Origin of the sequence: Pseudomonas asiatica, assembly GCF_040214835.1 — a bacterium.
Classification (GTDB): domain Bacteria; phylum Pseudomonadota; class Gammaproteobacteria; order Pseudomonadales; family Pseudomonadaceae; genus Aquipseudomonas; species Aquipseudomonas putida_Z.
The window spans coordinates 892,398-915,290 of record NZ_CP157874.1 but is presented as its reverse complement, the minus strand read 5'-3'; the positions used below and the strand labels follow the sequence as shown (position 1 = coordinate 915,290).

The 22,893-nt window shown below is 65.0% G+C and carries 18 protein-coding genes and 2 pseudogenes; 7 read left to right on the top strand and 13 right to left on the bottom strand.

Annotated elements, in window-relative coordinates:
• Positions 1-15: 15 nt before the first annotated feature.
• The 3 genes from ABNP31_RS04200 to ptsP are packed head-to-tail and all read right to left on the bottom strand — an operon-like array spanning position 16 to position 5,552.
• A complete protein-coding gene (locus ABNP31_RS04200; protein ID WP_350013031.1) occupies positions 16-1,755 on the bottom strand; it encodes a PTS fructose-like transporter subunit IIB in 1,740 nt (579 codons plus the stop codon).
• Complete coding sequence (gene pfkB, locus ABNP31_RS04195; protein WP_025337728.1) at positions 1,752-2,699, bottom strand: 1-phosphofructokinase; 948 nt, start codon at positions 2,697-2,699, stop codon at positions 1,752-1,754. Before pfkB ends, ABNP31_RS04200 begins: the two co-directional genes overlap by 4 nt.
• Positions 2,700-5,552, bottom strand: coding sequence for a phosphoenolpyruvate--protein phosphotransferase (ptsP, locus tag ABNP31_RS04190; protein ID WP_350013030.1), 2,853 nt, complete (start codon positions 5,550-5,552; stop codon positions 2,700-2,702). It lies immediately after the preceding gene.
• A 284-nt stretch (positions 5,553-5,836) separates the two neighbouring features.
• On the opposite strand from ptsP, the gene cra reads away from it, so the two are divergent.
• Together cra and ABNP31_RS04180 are read left to right on the top strand one after the other, a co-directional pair.
• Positions 5,837-6,832 (top strand): catabolite repressor/activator, encoded by a 996-nt coding sequence (gene cra / locus ABNP31_RS04185; RefSeq protein WP_004376064.1) that lies wholly within the window; start codon positions 5,837-5,839, stop codon positions 6,830-6,832.
• Positions 6,833-6,834: 2 nt separating this feature from the next.
• The gene (locus ABNP31_RS04180; RefSeq protein WP_350013029.1) at positions 6,835-7,611 is read left to right on the top strand and encodes a TatD family hydrolase; all 777 of its coding nucleotides are present in this window, start codon (positions 6,835-6,837) and stop codon (positions 7,609-7,611) included.
• A gap of 126 nt (positions 7,612-7,737) precedes the next feature.
• Here the strand turns inward: ABNP31_RS04180 and ampE are convergent, their stop codons facing one another.
• From ampE to ABNP31_RS04165, 3 genes are all read right to left on the bottom strand, one after another.
• Complete coding sequence (gene ampE / locus ABNP31_RS04175; RefSeq protein WP_096009898.1) at positions 7,738-8,568, bottom strand: regulatory signaling modulator protein AmpE; 831 nt, start codon at positions 8,566-8,568, stop codon at positions 7,738-7,740.
• On the bottom strand, positions 8,565-9,137 hold the full coding sequence (gene ampD / locus ABNP31_RS04170; RefSeq protein WP_096009897.1) for a 1,6-anhydro-N-acetylmuramyl-L-alanine amidase AmpD: 573 nt from the start codon (positions 9,135-9,137) through the stop codon (positions 8,565-8,567). The genes ampE and ampD overlap by 4 nt, the downstream gene beginning before the upstream one ends.
• 209 nt (positions 9,138-9,346) lie before the next feature.
• A complete protein-coding gene (locus tag ABNP31_RS04165) occupies positions 9,347-11,494 on the bottom strand; it encodes a DUF1631 domain-containing protein (protein WP_350013028.1) in 2,148 nt (715 codons plus the stop codon).
• 242 nt (positions 11,495-11,736) lie between these two features.
• On the opposite strand from ABNP31_RS04165, the gene nadC reads away from it, so the two are divergent.
• A complete protein-coding gene (gene nadC / locus ABNP31_RS04160; protein ID WP_085665040.1) occupies positions 11,737-12,585 on the top strand; it encodes a carboxylating nicotinate-nucleotide diphosphorylase in 849 nt (282 codons plus the stop codon).
• Positions 12,586-12,747: 162 nt separating this feature from the next.
• Here nadC and trxB read toward each other — a convergent pair whose 3' ends face one another.
• Complete coding sequence (trxB, locus tag ABNP31_RS04155; RefSeq protein WP_025337720.1) at positions 12,748-13,710, bottom strand: thioredoxin-disulfide reductase; 963 nt, start codon at positions 13,708-13,710, stop codon at positions 12,748-12,750.
• Between the two features lie 329 nt (positions 13,711-14,039).
• On the opposite strand from trxB, the gene cysZ reads away from it, so the two are divergent.
• Positions 14,040-14,768: a sulfate transporter CysZ gene (cysZ, locus tag ABNP31_RS04150; RefSeq protein WP_085665041.1), complete on the top strand. Its 729-nt coding sequence runs from the start codon at positions 14,040-14,042 to the stop codon at positions 14,766-14,768.
• A 171-nt stretch (positions 14,769-14,939) separates the two neighbouring features.
• On the opposite strand, the pseudogene ABNP31_RS26165 reads toward cysZ, so the two are convergent.
• Positions 14,940-15,299 (bottom strand): annotated as a pseudogene (locus ABNP31_RS26165) (methyl-accepting chemotaxis protein); the annotation flags it as partial.
• A 228-nt stretch (positions 15,300-15,527) separates the two neighbouring features.
• Positions 15,528-16,127, bottom strand: a pseudogene (locus tag ABNP31_RS26160) (PAS domain-containing protein); the annotation flags it as partial.
• Positions 16,128-16,429: 302 nt separating this feature from the next.
• On the opposite strand from ABNP31_RS26160, the gene ABNP31_RS04140 reads away from it, so the two are divergent.
• Entirely contained in the window at positions 16,430-17,620 is a 1,191-nt protein-coding gene (locus ABNP31_RS04140) for a glycosyltransferase family 4 protein (RefSeq protein WP_085665042.1), read from the top strand.
• 131 nt (positions 17,621-17,751) lie between these two features.
• Here the strand turns inward: ABNP31_RS04140 and ABNP31_RS04135 are convergent, their stop codons facing one another.
• Both ABNP31_RS04135 and ABNP31_RS04130 read right to left on the bottom strand, forming a co-directional pair.
• On the bottom strand, positions 17,752-18,234 hold the full coding sequence (locus tag ABNP31_RS04135) for a glutathione peroxidase (RefSeq protein ID WP_025337716.1): 483 nt from the start codon (positions 18,232-18,234) through the stop codon (positions 17,752-17,754).
• Between the two features lie 144 nt (positions 18,235-18,378).
• Positions 18,379-18,864 (bottom strand): FKBP-type peptidyl-prolyl cis-trans isomerase, encoded by a 486-nt coding sequence (locus ABNP31_RS04130; protein ID WP_003259610.1) that lies wholly within the window; start codon positions 18,862-18,864, stop codon positions 18,379-18,381.
• Here ABNP31_RS04130 and ABNP31_RS04125 point away from each other — a divergent pair.
• Both ABNP31_RS04125 and pta read left to right on the top strand, forming a co-directional pair.
• The gene (locus ABNP31_RS04125; RefSeq protein WP_015268965.1) at positions 18,863-19,165 is read left to right on the top strand and encodes a DUF3565 domain-containing protein; all 303 of its coding nucleotides are present in this window, start codon (positions 18,863-18,865) and stop codon (positions 19,163-19,165) included. The genes ABNP31_RS04130 and ABNP31_RS04125 overlap by 2 nt on opposite strands.
• Positions 19,166-19,196: 31 nt before the next feature.
• Positions 19,197-21,284, top strand: a complete 2,088-nt coding sequence (gene pta, locus ABNP31_RS04120; RefSeq protein WP_085617390.1) for a phosphate acetyltransferase — start codon at positions 19,197-19,199, stop codon at positions 21,282-21,284.
• Positions 21,285-21,409: 125 nt separating this feature from the next.
• Here the strand turns inward: pta and ABNP31_RS04115 are convergent, their stop codons facing one another.
• Both ABNP31_RS04115 and ABNP31_RS04110 read right to left on the bottom strand, forming a co-directional pair.
• Complete coding sequence (locus ABNP31_RS04115; protein WP_013970946.1) at positions 21,410-22,129, bottom strand: OmpA family protein; 720 nt, start codon at positions 22,127-22,129, stop codon at positions 21,410-21,412.
• Between the two features lie 108 nt (positions 22,130-22,237).
• Positions 22,238-22,882: an MBL fold metallo-hydrolase gene (locus ABNP31_RS04110; protein ID WP_085665044.1), complete on the bottom strand. Its 645-nt coding sequence runs from the start codon at positions 22,880-22,882 to the stop codon at positions 22,238-22,240.
• Positions 22,883-22,893: the final 11 nt, after the last annotated feature.

Here is a 22,893-nt window from a genome sequence, read left to right as displayed (position 1 = left end):
GGCCCGCTGAAATCTCTAACCCTTCACCGGCGCTACCGCCAACTCCACCCGCTCGCTCTTCTTGATCACCGCATACACCACCGCAGTCAGCAGGCTGCCCGCCACGATCGCCAACAAGTACAGCAGCGCATGGTTGATCGCATTGGGGATCAGCAGCACGAACAGGCCGCCATGCGGCGCCATCAGCTTGCAGCCGAAGTACATCGACAATGCCCCGGTCAATGCCCCGCCGGCCACGCTGGCCGGGATCACCCGCAGCGGGTCCTTGGCGGCAAACGGGATAGCCCCTTCGGAGATGAAGCACAGCCCCAGCGCCAGGGCCGCCTTGCCCGCCTCACGCTCGCTCTGGGCAAACTTGCGTCGGGCCAGGAAGGTGGCGATACCCAGGCCAATCGGCGGCACCATGCCGGCGGCCATGGTCGCGGCCATCGGCGCATAGCTCGACGAGGCCAACAGCCCCACCGAGAAGGCATAGGCGGCCTTGTTGATCGGCCCGCCCAGGTCGACGCACATCATGCCGCCCAACAACAGGCCCAAGAGGATGGCATTGGTGGTACCCATGCTGTCGAGAAAATGCGTGAGCCCTTCCAGCATCGCCGCCACCGGCTGGCCGACCACGTAGATCATCACCAGGCCGGTGAACAGGCTGGCCAGCAGCGGAATGATCAGGATCGGCTTGAGTGCCTCCAGGCTGCTGGGCAGGCGCGCCCAGCGGGCAATGGCCTTGGCGCTGTAGCCGGCGAGGAAGCCGGCGACGATACCACCGATGAAACCGGCGCCCAGGGTGCTGGCCAGCAGGCCGCCGATCATGCCGGGCGCCAGCCCCGGGCGGTCAGCGATGGACCAGGCGATATAGCCCGCCAGCAGCGGCACCATCAGCTTGAACGCAGCCTCGCCGCCGATCTGCATCAACGCGGCCGGCAAGGTGCCTGCTTCTTTGTAAGCCTCGATACCGAACACGAACGACAGGGCAATCAGCAGGCCGCCAGCCACCACCATCGGTAGCATGAACGACACGCCGGTGAGCAGGTGCTTGTATACCCCGGTCTTCTCGCCCCTCGCTGGCGTGCTCGCCGCTGCAGCATCGCTGCTGTTTTCCACCTTGGCTTCGGCCAAGGCCTTGTCCAGGGTGGCACGGGCCTGCTTGAGGGCGATACCGGTGCCACAACGGTAGATGCGCTTGCCGGCGAAACGCGCGGTGGGCACTTCGATGTCGGCGGCCAGCAGCACTACATCGGCTGCGGCGATGGCTTCGGCGGACAAGGGGTTGCGCGCACCGACCGAACCCTGGGTCTCGACGGTGAGCTGGTAGCCCAGTTGCTGCGCGGCCTGCTGCAAGGCTTCCGCGGCCATGAATGTATGCGCGACGCCAGTCGGGCAAGCCGTGACGGCGACGATGCGTGCACCTGCGTTGCCAGCTTCGGCCGCAAGGCCGGGCACCGCGGCCAGCAGCCGGGCATTGGCCGCCGCCTCATCGAGGAAGCCTTCGCGGTCGGCCAAAGCCTGGGACGGCGTGCTCTGGTACACGCGCTTGCCGACGAAACGCGCCAGGTCCACCGGGCCGGTGCTGACCACCAGCACCCAGTCGGCTTCGGCGATCTGCGCGGCGCTCAGCTGCCGCTCGGGGTGGCCGGCATCCTGCACTTCGACGCTGGTGCTCCAGCCGCGCCGCTGGGCAGCGGCGGACAGCAAGCGCGCGCTCAGCACGCTCGACACCTGGCCGTTGGGGCAGGCAGTGACAATGGCAATGTTCATCGGCAACCCTCTTGTTGTTCTGTCAGTTGCACGGCGGCTTCCAGACGCGCCAGTTGCTCGCGGTCACGGATGCCGAAACCAACCTGGGTAACAGCCTGTGCAGCGATCGCGGTGGCACGGGTCAAGGTCTGCGCCGGGGCTTCGCCCTGCAGCAGGCCGTGGACCATGCCGGCCACCAGCGAATCACCTGCGCCCACCGTGCTGGCGACCTGCACCTTGGGCGGGCAAGCATGTACAGCATGGTCATGGGTAAACCAGCTGACGCCCTGCTCGCCCGCCGACACCACCACGTGTTCGACGCCACTGGCCAGCAGGCGCTCGGCAGCAGCGCGCTGCTGCGCCGGGTTATCCACAGCCAGGCCAAGCACTTCGCCCAGCTCTTCGGTATTGGGCTTGACCAGCCAGGGCGAGCTCTGCAGGCCGGCACGCAGGGCTTCGCCACTGCTGTCCAGGGCCACCTTGAGGCCTTGCGCCTTGAGCTGTTCGAGCAACTGGCGGAACCAGTCGGCACTGATCCCACGTGGCAGGCTACCAGCCACCACCACCGCGTCGTGGCCCGGGGCAATCTGCGCCAGGCGGCGCAGCAATGCACTGCGTGCCGCTTCGTCGACTTCCGGGCCTTGGCCGTTGATGTCGGTGACACGGCCATCAGCCTCGACCAGCTTGATGTTGCTGCGGGTTTCGCCCGGTACGCGGACAAAGCAGTCGACGAAGCCGCGCCAGTCGATCAGCGCTTCGAAAGGCTGCAGGTTGTCACGGCCGAGGAAGCCGCCAACAGTGACGCTGTGCCCCAGGTCGGCCAGTACCTGGGCAACGTTCAGCCCCTTGCCCGCGGCGTGGCTGTGCTGCTCCTGGCTGCGGTTGACCTGCCCCGGGCGCAGGGTATCCAGGCCGATGGTGATATCCAGCGCCGGGTTCAGGGTGAGGGTGAGGATCTTGGCCATTCAGTAACGCTCCACCAGCGCGCGAACCGCTGCGGCGCTGTCCTGTTGCAGGGCCTCGCGCGCCAGGGCGCGGGCCGTCTGGTGATCGGCCTGGCGGACCAGGGCCTTGACTTCGGCAATGCTGCGCGCGGCGACGCTGAGTTCGTCCACGTCCAGGCCCAGCAGCACGGCCACCGCCTGCGGGTCGGCCGCCAGCTCGCCGCACACGCCCACCCACTTGCCATGGGCATGGGCGGCGCGCACGGTCATGTCGATCAGGCTGAGCACCGCCGGGTGCAGGCCGTCGGCCTGGGCCGAGAGGCTGGGGTGACCACGGTCGATGGCCAGGGTGTACTGGGTCAGGTCGTTGGTGCCGATGCTGAAGAAGTCCACTTCGCGCGCCAGCTGTGGTGCCAGCAGCGCTGCCGAGGGCACTTCGACCATGATACCCAGTTGCAGATCGGCTACCGGGATCTCGGCGCGCAGGCGCTCGACCATGGCACGTGCCTCGCGCCATTCATGCACCTGCCCGACCATCGGGAACATGATGCGCAGCGGGCGCTGGTCGGCCGCGCGCAGCAAGGCGCGCAGCTGGTCCTCCATCACCTGCGGGCGCTGCAGGGTAAGGCGTACGCCGCGCACACCGAGGAACGGGTTTTCCTCGGCAGCGATCGGCCAGTACGGCAGCGGTTTGTCACCGCCGACATCCAGGGTGCGCACCACCAGCGGGCGCCCGTCGAGGCCATCGAGCACGCGGCGGTACTCGGCTTCCTGGGTCGCTACGTCCGGGGCCTGGGTGTGGGCCATGAAAATCAGCTCGGTGCGCAGCAGGCCCACGCCTTCGGCGCCCTGCTCCACTACCTTGGCGATGCCGTTGCTCTCGCCGATGTTGGCAAACACCTCGACAGCGTGACCATCACGGGTGACCGCCGGCTCGAAGCGGTTGGCCCAGGCGGCCTGCAAGCGCTGCTCGCGCAGGTCGCGTTCGGCCAGGGCCCGTTGCAGTTCATCCGCCGGCGGCGCCACGCTGACCACGCCACGCTGGCCATCGAGCAGCAATGGCGTGCCACTGTCCAACAGCAGTATCGACGCCCCCGCGCCCACTACCGCCGGAATGCCCAGGGCACGGGCGACGATGGCGCTGTGGGCGGTGGCGCCACCCTGGGCGGTGACGATACCGGCGACGCGGCTCGGGTCCAGCCGGGCGACATCGGACGGGCCGACTTCGGTCATCACCAGCACGTAGGGTTGCTCGGGTTCAGCCTGGGCCTGCACGCCACACAACTGCGCCAGCACGCGGCGGCCGATGTCACGCAGGTCGGCAGCGCGTTCGGCGAGCAAGGCATCGTGCAGCGACTCCTGCTGGCGCGCCGCCGCCTCGATCACTGCCATCCAGGCTGCCGCGGCGCTTTCGCCCTGGCCCAGGCGCTGCTCCACATCATCGGTCAAGGCCGGGTCAGCGAGCATTTCCTGATGGGTGACGAAGATTTCGCCAATGGCCTTGTCGCTGCGCTGGACCAAGGCCTGCAGCTCGCCATTGACAGTCGCCACGGCTTCACGCAGCTTCTGCCGCTCCAGGGCGCAGGACTCGCCACGCAGGGGGTAGTCGAACTCACGCTCGACACACACATGCGCCGGGCCACTGGCAATGCCGGGCGCAGCACCCACGCCGTGGATGCGGCTACCAGCTGCGGGCGCTTGCAGCACTTCGGCCGCTGCGCCGGCTGCGGTCGCCGCGCTCTGTGGCAGTGGCTCCACCTCTTCGCCCAGGCCTTGTTCGATGGCCGCCAGCAGCACCGGCAAGGCATCGGCGGCGATGGCTGGCTCAGCCACCAGTTCCAGCGCCTGGCCACGTCGGGCGCCGAGGCTGAGCAGCTTGCTCAGGCTCTTCACCGACACCGCTGGCTGCGCGCTGTCGACCAGGCGTACACGGATTTCCCCGTCGAAACCTTTGGCCAGTTGCGCCAGTACCTTTGCCGGGCGGGCGTGCAAACCGTGCGGGTTGGCCAGCACGACCCGCGCGCTGGGCCAGTCCACCGGCGCCTCTCCGCCCAGGACTTCAAGCACCGCGCGGCTGCTGGTGGCCTGGTAGAGCATCTGCCCACGGCCTTCGATCAGCACTTCGCACAGGCGCTCGAGCAAGGCCTGGTGGGCAGCACCGAGGCTGGCCAGGCAGAACAGGCCGTTGAGCGGCTGGTCGCGGTAACGCAGCGGCTGCTGCGGGGTGATGAAGGCCAGGCCCGGCTGGCGCACCTGGCGCTCGCTGTGCAGCCACCACAGGCCCTCGCCCAGCGGCAGCGGCTCGGCCTGCTGCAACACGGCGGCAAAACCGCTGTCGACGCAGTCGGCGCGCTGCAACAGGCGGGCGCCGCGCCAGGCCAGTTCATCGAAGTCCTCGGCCGCCAGGTTCAGGCCGACCAGTTGTGCATCCAGCGCCAGTTCCTGCGGCGCGCCCTGCAACAGTTTCAGCAACGCCTCGGCGGAGCCGGCGCGGCGCAATGCTTCGGCCAGGTCGGTCTCGCCCAGGGCACGGGTCAGCAGTTGCAGCAGGCGCAGGTGCTCATCGGAACGGGCGGCGATGCCGATGGCAAGGTAGACCATCTGGCCATCCCCCCAATCCACGCCCTCGGGGAACTGCAACAGGCGCACGCCGGTGGCGTACACCAGGTCACGGGTCTGCGGCGTGCCATGGGGGATGGCAATGCCCTGCCCAAGGAAGGTGGAGCCTTGTGCCTCTCGGGCCTGCAGCCCTTGCAGGTATCCCTCGGCGACCAGGCCATCGGCGACCAACCGGTCGGCCAGCAGGCGCAATGCCTCGGCCTTGTCGGCGGCCTTCTGGCCCATGGCTATCTGCTCCTTGGCGAGCTCGAGCATGACCTTCTCCTTTTGCAGTTCCCGGTCGGGTACTGGAGTATTGTTGTGAAATTCACTTGAACGGCCAGTTCAACAGCCTTGCACGGATGGCAGCCGAGGCAGAAAATTCGGCAGCTGAAACGATTAATCTGACCAGACGGCCACGTTACTCGATAATCTGCCGAGGAAAAAGCCCCATCCTGTCGGACAATTGCGACAATGGTCGTCTGCGCGTGGCGCCCTCGCCGGGTCAAACTACCCGGTCAGGGCTCACAGCCAGCCCCGGTAATAACAAGGAAAATTCGGTGAAACTCAGCGATATCGCCCGTCTGGCCGGTGTGTCCGTGACCACTGCCAGCTACGTCATCAATGGCAAGGCCGAACAACAGCGCATCAGCAACAGCACTGTCGAGCGGGTACGCGCGGTGGTCGAGGCCCACGGCTTCACCCCCAACCCGCAGGCCGCTGGCCTGCGCAGCCGGCATACCCGCACTCTGGGCTTCATTCTCCCGGATCTGGAGAACCCCAGCTACGCCCGCATCGCCAAGCAGCTCGAACAAGGTGCCCGCGCCCGTGGCTACCAGTTGCTGATTGCCAGCAGCGACGACCAGCCCGACAGCGAGCGCCAGTTGCAACAGCTGTTCCGCGCCCGCCGTTGCGATGCACTGTTCGTCGCCAGCTGCCTGCCGCCAGAAGACGACAGCTACCGCGAGCTGCAGGACAAAGGCCTGCCGGTAATCGCCATCGACCGCCGCCTGGACCCTGCGCACTTCTGCTCAGTGATCAGCGACGACCGCGACGCCAGCCGCCAGCTGGCCGCCAGCTTGCTGAGCGCCGCCCCGCGCAGCATCGCCTTGATCGGCGCCCGCCCCGAGCTGTCGGTCAGCCAGGCACGCGCCGGTGGCTTCGACGAAGCCCTGCAAGGCTATGCCGGCGAGGTTCGCCGCTATCAGGGCGAAGCGTTCAGCCGAGAGTGCGGCCAGCGCCTGATGCAGCAACTGATCGATGACCTTGGCGGCCTGCCGGATGCCCTGGTGACGACCTCCTACGTGCTGCTGCAAGGGGTGTTCGACACCCTGCAGGCGCGCACTGCCGACTCACGCCAGCTGCAGCTGGGTACCTTTGGCGACAACCAGTTGCTCGACTTCCTGCCGCTGCCAGTCAATGCCATGGCCCAGCAGCATGGCCTGATTGCCGCCACCGCGCTGGAACTGGCACTGGCCGCGATCGAGGACAAACGTTACGAACCTGGCGTGCATGCCGTCGGTCGAACGTTCAAGCAACGTATTACAGCGGCCTGAACATGCGCCTGATCGACACCCACACCCACCTGGACTTCCCCGACTTCGACGCCGACCGCCCACAACTGCTGGCCAACGCGGCGTCGCGCGGGGTGGAGAGGATGGTGGTGCTGGGGGTGTACCAGGCAAATTTCCAGCGGGTATGGGACCTGGCCTGTGCTGATCAGCGCCTGTTCGCCGCACTCGGCCTGCATCCGGTCTACCTTGACCAGCATCGCCCGGAGCACCTGGCGCAGCTGCGCGAGTGGCTGGAGCGCCTGCGCGGCGACCCACGGCTATGTGCCGTGGGCGAGTTTGGCCTGGACTATTACCTCGAAGACCTGGACAAGGCCCACCAGCAGGCGCTGTTCGAAGCGCAACTGCAGATGGCCTGCGACTTTGAACTGCCCGCACTGCTGCACGTGCGTCGTAGTCACGCCCAGGTGATCGCTACGCTCAAGCGCTACAAGCCGGCGCGGGCGGGGGTGATACATGCGTTTGCCGGCAGTTACGAAGAGGCCCGCGAGTACATCAAGCTGGGCTTCCGGCTTGGGCTTGGCGGTGCGGGTACCTGGCCGCAGGCCCTACGGCTGCGCAAGACCCTGGCGCGGTTGCCGCTGGACAGCGTGGTGCTGGAGACCGATGCGCCGGACATGGCGCCGGTTATGTTCCCCGGGGTAAGGAACAGCCCGGAACACCTGCCGGAGATTGCCGGGGCGCTGGCGCAGGTGATGGGTGTGGAAGTTGGCGAACTGGCTCAAGCCAGCACCCGCAATGCTTGCGAGTTGTTTGGCTGGTAGCTGAAGTGCTGCACCTGCGTGGGCCTCTTCGCGGGCTTGCCCGCTCCTACAGGGACCGCTCAAATCTCGAGGCCGGCGCAGTACCTGTGGGAGCGGGCAAGCCCGCGAAGAAGCCAGCGTGTCAGTTCAGACAAGCACCGTCCACAGCGCAAACCCGGCATACCACAGCACCGCACAGCGCAGCAGCAGTTCCCACAGGCTGTCGAGCCGGCCCAGCCCGCGCTGGCTGTCTTCTTGTTCGGGAATGTCATCGGCAATGCGCCCGACCCTGGCAACCAGGTGGGCGGCGCTGATGTGCCAGTTGAGCACCTCGTGCAGCATTACCCGGGTAACCGCGAGAAAGTTGCCGACCAGGGCGAAACTCAAGGCCAGCACCCGTACCGGCAGCCAGTCCATGATATGCCTGAGCTGCTCGGCACGGGCCTTCAACGTCGGTTGCTTGCTGTGTTCGCCACACAGAGCCAGCAAGCGATAGGCCAGGGCTGCACCCGGGCCCAGCACGAAGTACCAGAAGATCACCGCGAAAAAGCCCTGGTACACCTGCCACAGCAGGTTGCCCTGCACCTGCACCAACAGGCTTTGCGGCTCGTCGGCCGCCAGACCCAGGTCGCGCTCGGCCACGTGCAGCGCGGCCTGGTCATCACCGCGCCGCCAGGCATCACGGAACGGCCCCATCGATGCCTTGGCATCGCCGCGGCCCAGGCTGTAGATCAGCACCAGCAGGTGCACCGGCAACGCCAGCAAGCCATACGCCACCGGGTCCAGAACATGCAGCAGCAAAACCAGCAGCGCTACCGGTGCCAACACCAGAATGGCCAGCGTCCACCATGGGTGCACCTTGCCGCTGCGCTCCAGGCGCACCAGTTCGCCAAGGAAGAACCCATCGCGCTGCACCTGATGGCGCAGGGCCGAGAACTTCTCGACCCAAAGCGCCAGCAACAACACCAGAAAACTCATGCCTTTTCCTCGTTTTGCTGCAGCGCCTTTCGGTAGCGCGGCCAGTCGAAGGCCGGGCCGGGGTCGGTCTTGCGCTGCGGGGCAATATCGCTATGGCCCTGGATGCGGTCCAGCCCGATGGCCGGCCAGGCACCGCGGATGTGCCGGGTAAGTTGCTCCAGCACCGCGTACTGGGCATCGGTATAGGGCAGGTCGTCGGTGCCTTCCAGTTCTATGCCGATGGAGAAATCGTTACAGCCTTCACGCCCGTCGAAGCACGACACACCAGCATGCCAGGCGCGGTCGAGCAATGACACGAACTGGGTCACCGCACCGTCACGCTCGACGAACAGGTGCGCCGATACGGTCAGGTGGTTGATGCTGGCGAAGTACGAGTGCTCATTGGGGTCCAGGCGGTTCTGGAAGAATTGCTGGACCTTGCCGGTACCGAAGCAGGCCGGCGGCAGGCTGATGTTGTGAATAACCAGCAGGGAAATCGATTCGCCTTCGGGGCGAGCATTGAAGTTCGGCGAGGGGCAATGGGTGATTCCGATTCCGTGGAACCAGCCAGTGGCACGGTCCAATTGCATGGGGCAGATCCTGAGAGCGCCGTGAACAGGTCAACAGTATGCCCTGCGGCCAACGGCGTTTGCATGTGAATCATTGTAATGCTGTGGGAGCGGGCGTGCCCGCGAACACCGGCGCAGCCGGTGCCATCCACCGCGGCGCTTGTTTCGCGGGCACGCCCGCTCCCACAGAGATCGTGCCAGCTTGCAGATAATGTGCAAGACAGTTGTGCCTACCGCCGCAGCCCGTCGAGCACCGCCTCAAGCGCCCGCTCGAACAAAAGCCCGTCATCCAGCACCCGCACCTCACCTCGATGCAGTGCCCGGGCCAGGCTGGCCCCGTTCCATTCGCGTACTTTCATGCCGGTGCGGTTGGCGAATACCAGCCGGTCGCTACTGTCGACGCGCGCCACCAGTTTGCAGCGCAGCGGTTCGTCCTCGTCCAGCACTTCTACCCAGGTACCGATACGCAGGCGCTGCACCTGACGCACGGCCACAGCCTGCCCGTCGGCAAACTGCGACGGAGCACAAGCGGGTTCCTCGGCAATCGCCAGGACGATGTCCTCGGCCACCAGCACTTCGCTCAAGGGCTGGCCCTCAGTGCCGGGCTGCATCGCGGTACCCGCGCAGGCACGCAGGTGCAGCTGTTCCAGTTGCAGGAAGAATTCGCGGGTCGCTGCCGAGTCCAGGGCCACGCTGGCCAGGCCATCGCGCAGTGCCTTGAGCAGGCCCGGTACCTGCTGCAGCAAGGCATGCGGCTCATGCGGCGGAGTGATGCTGGCCAGCAGCGTGTCCATCGTCTGCAAGGCATCCCGCCAGGCCTGGGATGCTTCACCTTGCTTGAGCCAGGCCAGCAGCAGTACCTGGCTCCAGGCTTGCACCAGCATCTGTACCACCACCTGCGGCAATAACCTACCGCGCAGCCGTTGGTTGAGAGCATGCTGCACCTGCTGCCTGGCCTGCAGTGTTCGTGCACGCCCTTCTTCGGCGTCGCGGGTGCGTTGTTCGAGCAGCTCGTTGCGCCGCCGCTCGTCCTGGTTAAAAGCGAGGAAGTCTTCGAGCAGTTCGGAGAACAGGCTGGTATCTTCGGCAAAATCATTGAGAAGGCGCTGGACGATACGCTCCACCCGCAGGTGCAGGCTGTCACGCATACCGTCGCCGCCGCATTCCCAGCCGATTGCCGCGCCAGCGATCTCGTTGAGCAGCCGGCGGGCCGGGTGGCTGGCACGACTGAGCAGCCCCTTGTCCAACAGGGCCACTTTAAGCAGCGGAATGTGCAAACGCCCGATCAGCGCACGCAGGCTGGCCGGCAAGTTGTCGTCGTCCTGGATGAAGGCGAACAGCAGGCCAACCAGGTTGATCATGTCCTCGTCGGCAACATCGATACGCCGGCGTGTGCCGCTGCGCACGCTGACCCGCAACAGCAATTGTTCAAGCTGTTGGCCAAGTTCGAAATCGTCGGCCTCGTGGGTAGCGGGCACATAGTGCTGCAAATGCGAAAGCAGGCGCAGCAGGTCGGCGGTGCTGATTGGCTGGGCGGCGGCCACCGCCTGCAAACGAGGCGCGAACTTTCCACGCACCGGGGCCAGCAGTGTTTGCAACGAGGCAAAGAAAGCCTGCCCTGCCGCGTCCGAGCCCACCTCGTGACCCAGGTTCGCCGGCCCACGACCTGCGCTCATGCGCCGATCTTCGGCACGCCGACGTGGTGCCGACGGCAATTCAGGCAGTACACCGGCGGCGGCCAGCAACTGGTTGGCTTCGCTATAGATCACGTCGGCATCGCGCAACACATAGCGCTCGAACAGTTTGAGCAGGACCAGCTTGACCCGCAGGCCAACCCCCAGGTTGCGGCCAGCGTCGAGGAAGTAGCCGCACAGCGCTGCGGGCCCCAGCGGGTTGTGCTGCTCGTGCAGGGGGCGGTCGAGCAGTACCTGCAAGCGCAGGCCCAGTTGCTGCAGGGCAATACCGTCGCGTGACAGCACGCGCGCGACCATGCCTTCTATCGCGCCAGCCCGTTCTACGTGGGCCTTGCTGCGCAGGTTGCCCGGCTCGGCCATGTGCGCCAGCAGGTCAACCTGGCCGATACGGGCAAAGGCATCATAGAACGTGTCGAGAAAACCGCGCTCGATGCTCTTGCGCTTCAGGCGCAGGTCGCGCATGGCCTCGAAGTACAGGTTCTGGTCGCCGCGGTCCAAGGCCTTGTCGGCCATCTCGAAGAGGGTGTCGTCAGCATTGTCGAACAAGCCCTGCAGGCCCTGACGCAACTGCAAGGCGGCCTTGTCGCGCACCTGCAGGAGCAATACCGGAAGGCAAGGCAGAGGCGTACGCCCGCCTCGATCGATGGCTGCCGCCAAGGGCACCACCTTGCCTTCTTTTTGCATCCTGTACTCCTTGCAGGGTGTCTCGCCCGAAGGGGCTGAAGATCGTCAAAGTCATGACGCCAAATACTGGTCACCATTATCGGTAAAAATCCACACAGCTGCCAGCGCCGTTTCACTAGCTGGCTAATGACCCTGATTTACCCCGCCTGCTCACACCGGCCGACCAAAGGTCATCGCCAAGGCGACTGTACACACCGGCCCCCTGCCCTATAATCGCCGGCATCTAGCTTGTGGAGCCGACCATGCCGAACCTACGCCTTGCCGACCTGACCGCTGAAATCGAAGCCAACGTGCGCCGTGCGCTGTTGGAGGACATCGGCAGTGGCGATATCACAGCGCAGCTGATCCCGGCGGAGCGCCTGGCCAAGGCGACCATCATCACCCGCGAAGACTGCATTATCGCAGGCACCGCCTGGGTCGATGCCGTGTTCCGCCAACTCGACCCGCGCGTGGCCGTGCACTGGCAGGTGGCCGATGGCGAGCGCGCCACGGCCAACCAGCCGCTGTTCCATCTGGAGGGCCCCGCGCGTTCGCTGCTCAGTGGTGAGCGCAGTGCACTGAACTTCCTGCAGATGCTGTCGGGGGTCGCCACCCGTGCGCGCTTCCTGGCCGACCTGGTGGAAGGTACCCAGGTGCGCCTGCTGGACACCCGCAAGACCCTGCCGGGCCTGCGCCTGGCGCAAAAGTATGCAGTGACTTGCGGCGGTTGCGACAACCACCGCATCGGCCTGTACGACGCCTTCCTGATCAAGGAAAACCACATCGCCGCCAGCGGCGGCGTGGCCGCGGCCGTGGCGGCGGCGCATCGCATTGCGCCAGGCAAGCCGGTGGAAATCGAAGTGGAAAGCCTGGACGAACTGCGCCAGGCACTGGCCGCAGGTGCCGACATCATCATGCTCGACGAGCTGAACCTGGAAGAGATGCGCGAAGCAGTGCGCATTACCGCGGGCAAGGCCAAGCTGGAAGCCAGTGGCGGGGTCAACGAGACGACCTTGCGGGTGATTGCCGAGACTGGGGTGGACTACATCTCGATTGGTGCCATGACCAAGGATGTGAAGGCGGTGGACCTGTCGATGCGGTTGAGCCTGTGAGCTGATTGCAGGCATGAAAAAACCGGCCTCAGGGCCGGTTTTTTCATTGGGGGCGCTTTGCGCCCCTATCGCGACACAAGGCCGCTCCTACAGGGATCGCATATCCCTGTAGGAGCGGCCTTGTGTCGCGATGGGCTGCGCAGCAGCCCCGGCGATTCAGAATCAGAACGAAGCGTTGGCCAGCCCGTCCAGGTAACGCTCGACATCCAGCGCCGCCATGCAGCCCGCACCGGCCGAGGTAATGGCCTGGCGGTAAACGTGGTCAGCCACGTCACCGGCGGCGAACACGCCCTCGACGTTGGTGGCGGTGGCATTGCCTTCACGGCCACCGTTGACCACCAGGTAGCCGTCCTTGAGGGTCAGCTGGCCTTCGAACAGCGAGGTGTTCGGGGTGTGGCCAATGGCGATGAACACGCCGTCGACCTTGATTTCGTCACTGCTGCCGTCGTTGTTCTTCAGGCGCGCACCGGTCACGCCCATGTTGTCACCCAGCACTTCGTCCAGGGTGGCGTTGAGCTTGAGCTCGATCTTGCCTTCGGCCACACGGGCGTGCAGCTTGTCGACCAGGATCTTCTCGGCGCGGAAGGTATCGCGACGGTGCACCAGGGTCACCTTGCTGGCGATGTTGGCCAGGTACAGTGCCTCTTCCACGGCAGTGTTGCCGCCGCCCACCACGGCAACCGGCTTGTTGCGGTAGAAGAAGCCGTCGCAGGTGGCGCAGGCCGAAACACCCTTGCCCATGAAGGTTTCTTCCGACGGCAGGCCCAGGTAGCGGGCGCTGGCGCCAGTGGCGATGATCAGCGCGTCGCAGGTGTACTTGCCGCTGTCACCCTGCAGGGTGAAGGGCTTGTTGGCCAGGTCGACAGCGTTGATGTGGTCGAAGACGATTTCGGTTTCGAAACGCTCGGCGTGCTCCTGCATGCGTTGCATCAGCGCCGGGCCGGTCAGGCCATGGGGGTCGCCCGGCCAGTTGTCGACTTCGGTGGTGGTGGTCAGCTGGCCGCCGGCCTGCATGCCGGTGATCAGCAGCGGCTTGAGGTTGGCACGGGCGGCATACACCGCGGCGCTGTAACCGGCAGGGCCGGAACCGAGAATGATGACGCGCGAATGACGTACTTCAGACATGTCGAACTCCTGTCGAGCGGGCCGCAGGGCCGGCATCGGTGCACCGGCTGCGCCAGCAGGAAAATTAAAAAGGACCCACGCAGCACTTGGGGAAGGCTACAACGCGCAGGCCCAGAAAGCGGAAAGTTGAGCGCACTGTAGCGAGGTCGCAAAGATTAAGGAAATATCCTTCGACAATCCACCTCATAGGCATCGTCTATTCAGCGATTTCATCGATAGCCAAGCCCTGCTGCTTTTGTTACAGCCCGTTTCCCACCCGCTGCCCGCCTTTCGTCGGCGCGGCAAACTCGGTAAGGTCAGCGCGTTTTCCTTCTCTGCGGAGTCTCTCGATGCAAGCCCCTGTCCTCTCTGGCCCCCAGTACCTGCGCGAAGGCCTGAAACTGGTGCTGAGCCCCAACCTGCGGTTGTTCGTGCTGCTGCCGCTGGCGGTCAACCTGCTGCTGTTCGGCGGCCTGATCTACTTCGCCGGGCATCAATTCGACCTTTGGCTTGATGCCCTGATGCCGACGCTGCCGGATTGGTTGAGCTTCCTCAGCTACATTCTCTGGCCGCTGTTCGTTGCCTTGTTGGTGCTGATGGTGTTCTTCACCTTCACCTTGGCAGCCAACATCATTGCCGCGCCTTTCAATGGTTTCCTGGCGGAAAAGGTCGAGGTGGTGGTGCGTGGGCAGGACAACTTCCCGGCATTCAGCTGGGGCGAACTGGTGGCCATGGTGCCACGGACCTTCGGCCGTGAAATGCGCAAGCTGGGCTACTTCCTGCCACGGGCAATCGGCCTGTTCATCCTGTCGCTGATCCCGGTGGTCAACGTGGTGGCGGCGCCGCTTTGGCTGATCTTCGGGGTGTGGATGATGGCTATCCAGTACATCGACTACCCGGCGGACAACAACAAGATGAGCTGGCAGGACATGCTCGCCTGGCTGCGCCAGAAACGCTGGCAGAGCCTGGGCTTTGGCGGCATTACCTACCTGGCGTTGATGATCCCGCTGGTGAACGTGCTGATGATGCCGGCGGCGGTGGCCGGGGCCACGTTGTTCTGGGTGCGGGAACGGAACTGATCCCTCTCGGACCTTGCGCGGCCTCCTGTGGGAGCGGCCTTGTGTCGCGAAAGGGCCGCAGAGCGGCCCCAGGATATCAGCACTAATGCACAAATTGCTGGGGCCGCTTTGCGGCCCTTTCGCGACACAAGGCCGCTCCCACAAAGAAGCAGACCGCGTCTGATCCTGGTCCTACTGCCCCAACCGGCTGGAAAACTGCCCCACCACATCCACCACCCGCTTGGCCCCGTCCTGGATCTCGACAATCACGCTCCCTGTCTCGTCCGCCAGCGCCAGCCCCTGCTCGGCCTGGCGCTTGCTGGTGTCGATGATCGCCACTGCCGCCTGGGCCAGTTGCTCGTTCTGCTGCACCACCCGGGCGATTTCCTCGGTGGCGGTGCTGGTGCGCGAGGCCAGCTGGCGCACTTCATCGGCAACCACGGCAAACCCCCGCCCCTGCTCGCCGGCGCGGGCCGCTTCGATGGCCGCGTTCAGCGCCAGCAGGTTGGTCTGCCCGGCAATGTCGCTGATGGTCTTGATGATCGAACCAATCACCCGCGATTGGGTATCCAGCGCCTGGATGCCCTCTGCCGCCTCTTGCATCGAAGCTTCCAGCCCGCGCATCACGCTGACGCTCTGGGTGACCACATCGGTGGCCTTGCGGGCGCTGGCATCGGTACCCAGCGAGGTGTTGTAGGCAACATCCGCCGCCTCGGCCACCGCCTGCTCCTGGTTGACCTGCTCGGTGATGACGGTGGCGAATTTGACCACCTTGTACAGCACGTCATGGGCATCGAAGATGGGGTTGTACGAAGCCTCCAGCCAGACCACCCGGCCATGGGCGTCGATACGTTTGAAGCGGTCGGCAACGTACTCGCCACGGCGCAGCTTGTCCCAGAACGCCTGATAGCCGGCCGAGTTGGCCTCCTCCGGCTCGCAGAACATGCGGTGATGCTTGCCACGGATCTGCTCCAGGCGGTAACCGACGGTGCCCAGGAAGCGTTCGTTGGCGGTGAGCACGGTGCCATCGAGATCGAACTCGATCACGGCGGTGGAACGCATCAGCGCCTTGATCAGGCTTTCGTGCTCGCGGGAGGTCTCGATGGTGCGGGTAAGGTCGCTGGAGTGCAGCGTGAAATACTTGATGCGCCCCTCGCTGTTCTTGACCGGCTGCAGGATCGACCGTAACCAGGCCTCCTGGCCATTGCCGCGCAGCAGGCGGAATGCACCGTTCAGGTGTTCACCGCGGCTGATCGCGCCTTTCATGCGCTGGTAGAAATCCAGCGTCTTCACATGGGCGGGGACGATGTCCTCGATGTTGCGCCCAAGCAATTGTTCGGCACGGTAGAGCATCTCGCTCTCGAAGTTGCCGTTGACCATCTCGATCCGCCCCTGGGGGTCGAGTTGCAGTACCAGCATCTCGCTGTCGAGGCTACTCTTGACCTGTTCGATGGACATCAGGTCTTCGCGCAACTGCCGGATTTCTTGCTTGAGCTTGTTGTTGAACATCACCGCTCTCCTGGAGCGCATCGTCGAATGCATCTTCATCGGCTGCCGGTGCCCCCTCTTGAGCACCCTTGCAAGGAAAAATTCACAAGGCGAAAAGCGTCAGCGATCAGGCGTCATCTGTACGTCACATGGCAGTCACATTGGCGCAATCCAGCAGGCGGACACTTTTTGTCATGAATACACCCGCCCTACGCATTACCCTGGTCAGCGAAACCTTCCCACCCGAGATCAACGGCGTGGCCAATACCCTTGGCCGGCTCAGCGAAGGGTTGCGCCAACGCGGCCATGAGATCGAAGTGGTGCGCCCGCGCCAGGCCGGTGAAGCACCACTGCACAACGACCCGAACCTGGTGCTGTGCCGTGGCTGGCCCCTGCCTGGTTACCCGGGCTTGCAATGGGGCGAGGTGTCGATGCACAAGCTGTTGCGCCGCTGGCGCCGGCAGCGCCCGGATGTGCTGTACATCGCCACCGAGGGGCCGCTTGGGCTCAGCGCACTGCGCGCGGCCCGGCGCCTGGGGGTAGCGGTGGTCAGCGGCTTCCACACCAACTTCCCGCAGTATTCCGGCCAGTACGGGTTGGGCCTGCTGACGCGCCTGCTCACCAACTACCTGCGCTGGTTCCATCGGCGCACGGCGACCACCCTGGTACCCAGCCTAAGTCAGCGCCTGGAGCTTGAACGCCGCGGTTTCGAACGCCTGGAGCTACTGGCCCGGGGGGTCGATGCCTGCCTGTTCAACCCGGCCCGGCGCAGCCCCGCATTACGGGAAAGCTGGGGGCTCGGCCCGGACGACATCGCCGTGCTGCATGTCGGGCGGCTGGCGGCAGAAAAGAACCTGGGTTTGCTGCGCCCAAGCCTGGAGGCCCTGCAGAAAACTTATCCACACAAACGCCTGCGCCTGATCATGGTGGGTGACGGCCCACAGCGTGCCGCCCTCGAACAGCAGGTACCGGATGCCGTGTTCTGCGGCGCCCAGCGAGGCGAGCTACTGGCCGAACACTATGCCAGCGGTGACCTGTTCCTGTTTCCGAGCCTGACCGAAACCTTTGGCAATGTGGTGCTCGAAGCCATGGCCTCGGGGTTGGCGGTGGTCGCCTATGACGAGGCGGCCGCCGCGCAGCATATTCGCCATGGCCATAGCGGTGCGCTGGCCATGCCGGGGGACCAGGCGGCGTTCATCGACTCTGCCTGCTGGCTGCTGGAAGAAGAGGAGACGTTGCGCCGGGTGCGCCTGAATGCGCGAAAGCATGCCAGTCGCCAGGGCTGGCCGGCGATTGTCGAGCAGTTCGAGGGGTATCTGCATGCAGCCCGGAACCAGGCTGCGACTTCACCAGCTTCGAGGCTGGGTGCTACGCGATCTGTGTAGGAGCGGCCTTGTGTCGCGATCGGGCTGCAGAGCAGCCCCTCGATAGTTGCGACAATGCTGATATCCGGGGGCCGCTATGCGGCCCGATCGCGACACAAGGCCGCTCCTACAGAGAAACCGCGTCAGGCGCTTCAGGCCAAGGCTTTCTCGATAGCCTGTACCACCGCTGGATCATCCGGTGCCGTGCGCGGCGAAAAACGCGCCAGTACCCGCCCGTCCTTGCCCACCAGGAACTTCTCGAAGTTCCAGGTAATGTCCCCCGGGAACTCCGCACCCTCACCCGCCAGCAGGCGGTACAGCGAGTGGCGCTGCGGCCCGTTGACCTCCAGCTTGCCACCCAGCGGGAAGCTCACCCCATAGTTGAGGCTGCAAAACTCCTGGATTTCCTTTTCGCTGCCAGGCTCCTGGCCGGCAAACTGGTTGCACGGCAGGCCAAGCACGTTGAAGCCCTTGTCCTTGTAAACCTGGTAGAGGTTCTCCAGGGCCTTGTATTGCGGCGTGAGACCACACTTGGAGGCAACGTTGACCACCAGCACCACTTGGCCCTTGAACGGTGCGAGGGGCAGCTCCCCGCCGTTCAACGCGTCCAGTTTCAGGTCGTGAAATGCACTCATGATGAATCCCCTCTCAGGTTCCCGGTTGCCGCGCAGGTGAATTCCGCCCACTAAAAAGGCGCTCGTCCAAACCGTCCACCTCCCGTAGGAAGGCAAATCGGCTTGCCCGAGCGCCTGGCGACTTTCTGAGCTTAGCGCAGAAAATCAGTGGTGATGGCCACCTTCACCGTGGATGTGGCGGTGAGCGATTTCTTCGTCGCTGGCATCACGCACGTTGACTACCTTGACCTGGAAGGTCAGGCGCTGGCCGGCCAGCGGGTGGTTGCCGTCGACGGTCACGTCGTCGCCGTCGATGTCGCGGATGGTGACGATCTGCATCTGGCCATCCGGCGCCGAAGCGTGGAACTGCATGCCCACTTCCAACTCGTCGACACCTTCGAACAGGCTGCGGTTCAGGGTGCTGACCAGCTCGGCCAGGTATTCGCCGTAGGCATCTTCCGGCTCGATGGAAACGTTCAGCTCGTCACCGGCCTGCTTGCCTTCCAGGGCTTTTTCCAGGCCCGGGATGATGTTGCCGGCACCGTGCAGGTAAACCAGCGGCGCACCGCCGGCGGAGCTGTCGATGGTCTCCCCGGCGTCGTTGGTCAGGGTATAGTCGATGGAGACAGCCTTGTTGGCGGCGATCAGCATGGGGCAAGACCTTTTGCAAAAGTATGTAGAGCGGACAAGTGTAACCAAGCCATCGCCCGATTGCGAACGCACTGCGGACGAGCAACGGCCCATCAGTCGGATCACCGGCTTCCACCAGGACGAAGAGGGCCACTGGGTGGCCGAACTGTCCTGCGGCCACACCCAGCACCTGCGCCACCAGCCGCCGTGGCAGGCACGCCCCTGGGTGCTCGACCCGGCCCAGCGCGCGCAGCGTATCGGCCAGCCTTTCGCTTGCGGCTGGTGCGCACAAGGGGCCGATAGCGCTACCCTTGGCCGTTAATTTCTTGCACCGCTTATTTCGAGAAGCACGCATGCAGACATTTTTCATTGCGCCGACCGATTTCGGTGTCGGCCTGACCTCCATCAGCCTGGGCCTGGTGCGCACCCTGGAGCGCGCCGGGCTGAAGGTCGGCTTCTTCAAGCCGATCGCCCAGCCCCACCCGGGTGACACCGGCCCCGAACGCTCCACCGAGCTGGTTGCCCGCACCCACGGCATCAAGCCCCCGGTACCGCTGAGCCTGGCCCATGTCGAGCGCATGCTCGGCGATGGCCAGCTGGACGAGTTGCTCGAAGAAATCATCCGCCTGTACCAGCAAGCCTGCATCGGCAACGACGTGGTGGTGGTCGAGGGCATGGTGCCCACACGCCACGCCAGCTATGCGGCGCGGGTCAACCTGCACCTGGCCAAGAGTCTGGATGCCGAGGTGATACTGGTATCTGCACCGGAAAACGAAGTGCTCAGCGAGTTGTCCGGCCGGGTCGAACTACAGGCCCAGCTGTTCGGCGGCCCGCGCGACCCGAAGGTGCTCGGGGTAATCCTCAACAAGGTGCGCACCGACGAAAGCATGGCGGACTTTTCCACCCGCCTGCGCGAACACTCGCCGCTGCTGCGCGGCAACGACTTCCGCCTGCTGGGCTGCATCCCCTACCAGCCCGAACTGAACGCCCCGCGCACCCGTGACGTGGCCGACCTGCTCGGTGCCCAGGTGCTCAATGCCGGTGACTACGAGCAGCGGCGCATGAGCAAGATCATCATCTGCGCGCGTACCGTGGCCAACACGGTGCCGCTGCTTACCTCGGGTACCCTGGTGGTGACCCCGGGTGACCGCGACGACATCATCCTCGCCGTCAGCCTGGCAGCGATCAACGGCGTACCGCTGGCCGGCCTGCTGCTGACCAGTGACGGCAAGCCAGACCCACGCATCCTGGGCTTGTGCCGCGGCGCCCTGCAGGCCGGCCTGCCGATCCTGTCGGTCAGTACCGGCTCGTACGATACCGCCAACCAGCTCAACTCGCTGAACCGCGAAATCCCGGTGGACGACCGCGAGCGCGCCGAATTCATCACCGACTTCGTCGCCAGCCACCTCGACGCCGCCTGGTTGCACCAGCGTTGCGGCACCCCGCGCGAACTGCGCCTGTCGCCTGCAGTGTTCCGCTACCAGCTGATCCAGCGGGCGCAGCAGGCCAACAAGCGCATCGTCCTGCCGGAAGGCGCCGAGCCGCTGCTGGTGCAGGCAGCGGCCATCTGCCAGGCCCGCGGCATTGCCCGCTGCGTGCTGCTGGCCAAGCCCGAGGATGTCGATGCCGTGGCGCGCGCCCAGGGCATTACCTTGCCGCCGGGCCTGGAAATCCTGGACCCCGAGGTGATTCGCGGGCGCTATGTGGAACCGATGGTCGAGCTGCGCAAGAGCAAGAACCTCAATGCCCCAATGGCCGAGCAGCAACTGGAAGACCCGGTGGTGATCGGTACCATGATGCTGGCCCTGGACGAAGTGGACGGCCTGGTCTCGGGCCTGGTGCACTCCACCGCCAACACCATCCGCCCGGCCCTGCAGCTGATCAAGACCGCGCCGGGTTCGAGCCTGGTGTCGTCGGTGTTCTTCATGCTGTTCCCCGAGCAGGTGCTGGTGTACGGCGACTGCGTGATGAACCCGCACCCGAGTGCTGTCGAACTGGCCGAGATCGCCCGGCAGAGTGCCGAATCGGCGCAGGCCTTCGGCATCGCGCCGCGGGTGGCGATGATCAGTTATTCAAGCGATTCGGCCAGCGACGAGGAAGTCGAGAAAGTGCGCGAAGCGACCCGCCTGGCACAGGGCGCGGCGCAGGAGCTGCTGATCGACGGGCCGTTGCAGTATGACGCGGCGGCCAACCCGGCGATTGCACGGGAGCTGGCGCCGGGCAGCCCGGTAGCCGGGCGGGCGACGGTATTCGTGTTCCCTGACCTGAATACCGGCAACACGACCCACAAGGCGGTGCAACGCAGCACCGACGGGGTCAGCCTGGGGCCGATGCTGCAAGGGTTGCGCAAGCCGGTGAACGACTTGCCGCGCGGGGCTCAGGTTGACGATATCGTGCATACCATTGCCCTGACGGCGATTCAGGCCAGCGTGGCAGGCTAAAAGCTGGGGCTGCTTTGCAGCCCCTGTGGGAGCGGGTTCACCCGCGAAGAATGCGACGCGGTGTTTGGCACCGGCTACGCCGGTGTTCGCGGGTGAACCCGCTCCCACAGGGTCACTCTGATCGATCAGGGATACTGCTGAACCTGACCTTGCTGGTCATACTGCTGACCCGGAATCGGCTTCAGGTTCACTTCCACCCGGCGGTTCTGCGCGCGGCCATTGGCGTCGGCGTTGCTGGCGATCGGCTGGTCCGGGCCCATGCCACGTACGGTGATACGCGAGGCATCCACACCCTGCGAGGTCAGGTAGGTGCTGACCGCCTGCGCACGGCGCTGGGACAGGTCCATGTTGTGCTGGCGGCTGCCAGTGCTGTCGGTGAAACCGACCACTTCGATGGTGTTCTGGTTGAACTGCTTGAACGAGCCGGCCAGGTTGTTCAGCGGCGAGTAGAAGCTTGGCGCGATGTTGGCCGAGTCGGTGGCGAAGGTGATATTGCCCGGCATGATCAGCTTGATCTGGTCACCCTGGCGCTGCACTTCCACGCCGGTGTTGGCCATCTGCGCGCGCAGCTCGGCTTCCTGCTTGTCGGCGTAGTAGCCATAACCGGCTGCGGCGGCACCTACGGCGGCGGCACCGATCAGTGCACCCTTGCCACGGTTGTTGTGGTCGATGGCGGCACCGGCGATAGCACCGGCCAGCGCGCCCAGGCCGCCGTACTTGGCGGTCTTGCTCATCCCTGTGGAGCCCTGCGCCTGCCCTTGGCTGTCATAAGGGTTCTGCCCGGCACAGCCGGTCATCAGGGCAGCGGCGGTTGCGACGATAATCAGACGACGCATGGTGAACATGGACAAGCTCCTACTGAATTCATGAATGCGGCAGATCATAAAGGGATCTATGCCAGCCTTGGATTGCAACGGCAACGAAAAATTCCATGAAAGTGCCTTCATGTGCCATCAGGCACGCACGAAGGGGTTTTCGCGCATTTCGTCGCCCAGGCGGGTATCAGGCCCGTGGCCGGTCACCACGACGGCCTCCTCGTCCAGCCGGTACAGCCGCTCCTTGATCGAACGGACGATGGCCCGCTGGTCGCCACCCCACAAATCGGTACGGCCAATGCCACGGCGGAACAGGGTATCGCCGGCGATCAGCAGCTTGGCGTCGGCAAACCAGAAGCTCATCGAGCCCGGCGTGTGGCCTGGCGTATGCAGGGCCACGCCACAACCGCAGGCCAGCTCCTCGTCATCCCCCAGCCAGCGGTCTGGCGCAGGTACCGGGGTGTAGGGCACGCCGAACATCTGGCACTGCATTTCCAGGTTGTCCCACAGCGCCTGGTCGTCCTTGTGCAGGTGCAGCGTTGCGCCGGTCAGTTCCTTGAGCTTGCCCGAGGCAAGGAAGTGATCGAAGTGAGCGTGAGTGTGGATGATGCTCACCAGCGTCAGCCCGTGGGCCTGCAGGCGGGCAAGGATCTTGTCCGGGTCACCGCCCGGGTCGACGACGATGGCCTTTTTGGTAAGCGGGTCGCCGATCAGGGTGCAGTTGCATTGCAGGGGGCCTACGGGGAAGGTTTCGCGGATGAGCGCTGACGATGGATTCTGCATAGGGAATACGG

Bases quoted from the DNA above. Each gene is read 5' to 3' on its own strand.
- ABNP31_RS04200 (WP_350013031.1), bottom strand. From the start codon at position 1,755: ATGAACATTGCCATTGTCACTGCCTGCCCCAACGGCCAGGTGTCGAGC.
- pfkB (WP_025337728.1), bottom strand. From the start codon at position 2,699: ATGGCCAAGATCCTCACCCTCACCCTGAACCCGGCGCTGGATATCACC.
- ptsP (WP_350013030.1), bottom strand. From the start codon at position 5,552: ATGCTCGAGCTCGCCAAGGAGCAGATAGCCATGGGCCAGAAGGCCGCC.
- ABNP31_RS04180 (WP_350013029.1), top strand. From the start codon at position 6,835: ATGCGCCTGATCGACACCCACACCCACCTGGACTTCCCCGACTTCGAC.
- ampE (WP_096009898.1), bottom strand. From the start codon at position 8,568: ATGAGTTTTCTGGTGTTGTTGCTGGCGCTTTGGGTCGAGAAGTTCTCG.
- ampD (WP_096009897.1), bottom strand. From the start codon at position 9,137: ATGCAATTGGACCGTGCCACTGGCTGGTTCCACGGAATCGGAATCACC.
- ABNP31_RS04165 (WP_350013028.1), bottom strand. From the start codon at position 11,494: ATGCAAAAAGAAGGCAAGGTGGTGCCCTTGGCGGCAGCCATCGATCGA.
- nadC (WP_085665040.1), top strand. From the start codon at position 11,737: ATGCCGAACCTACGCCTTGCCGACCTGACCGCTGAAATCGAAGCCAAC.
- trxB (WP_025337720.1), bottom strand. From the start codon at position 13,710: ATGTCTGAAGTACGTCATTCGCGCGTCATCATTCTCGGTTCCGGCCCT.
- cysZ (WP_085665041.1), top strand. From the start codon at position 14,040: ATGCAAGCCCCTGTCCTCTCTGGCCCCCAGTACCTGCGCGAAGGCCTG.
- ABNP31_RS04140 (WP_085665042.1), top strand. From the start codon at position 16,430: ATGAATACACCCGCCCTACGCATTACCCTGGTCAGCGAAACCTTCCCA.
- ABNP31_RS04135 (WP_025337716.1), bottom strand. From the start codon at position 18,234: ATGAGTGCATTTCACGACCTGAAACTGGACGCGTTGAACGGCGGGGAG.
- ABNP31_RS04125 (WP_015268965.1), top strand. From the start codon at position 18,863: ATGGGGCAAGACCTTTTGCAAAAGTATGTAGAGCGGACAAGTGTAACC.
- ABNP31_RS04130 (WP_003259610.1), bottom strand. From the start codon at position 18,864: ATGCTGATCGCCGCCAACAAGGCTGTCTCCATCGACTATACCCTGACC.
- pta (WP_085617390.1), top strand. From the start codon at position 19,197: ATGCAGACATTTTTCATTGCGCCGACCGATTTCGGTGTCGGCCTGACC.
- ABNP31_RS04115 (WP_013970946.1), bottom strand. From the start codon at position 22,129: ATGTTCACCATGCGTCGTCTGATTATCGTCGCAACCGCCGCTGCCCTG.
- ABNP31_RS04110 (WP_085665044.1), bottom strand. From the start codon at position 22,882: ATGCAGAATCCATCGTCAGCGCTCATCCGCGAAACCTTCCCCGTAGGC.